Origin of the sequence: Streptomyces sp. SID14478, assembly GCF_010548525.1 — a bacterium.
Taxonomy (GTDB): Bacteria; Actinomycetota; Actinomycetes; order Streptomycetales; family Streptomycetaceae; genus Streptomyces.
In genome coordinates this window covers 1-296 of the sequence record NZ_JAAGMG010000376.1, presented here as the reverse complement: position 1 = coordinate 296, position 296 = coordinate 1, and the positions used below count along the sequence as shown (strand labels likewise).

At 74.0% G+C, this 296-nt stretch carries 1 protein-coding gene; it reads left to right on the top strand.

The features are described from left to right. Positions 1-102: 102 nt before the first annotated feature. Positions 103-296, top strand: a 194-nt coding sequence (locus G3I40_RS12125; RefSeq protein WP_164302160.1) for a DUF3037 domain-containing protein, incomplete at its 3' end; no start/stop codon positions are given.

Below are 296 nucleotides of genomic sequence, written 5' to 3'. Positions count from 1 at the left end.
TGGCGGAGCGCGCCGCGACCGTCCACGAGCGCATCGCGCTGCCCGCGGGCGGCGCCGTCCCCGCCGCGCGAACGACCGGCTGGGTGAGCGAAGGAGCAGGCAGTGAGTGAACGCGACGTCTTCGAGTACGCCCTGCTGCGGGTCGTGCCGCGCATCGAGCGGGGCGAGCAGATCAACGCCGGTGTCGTCGTCTACTGCCGCGCCAAGTCCTTCGTCACCGCTCTGACGCACCTCGACGAGGCGCGGCTGCGCGCGCTCGACCCCGAGGCCGACGTCGTCGGGGTGCGCGCCCTGCT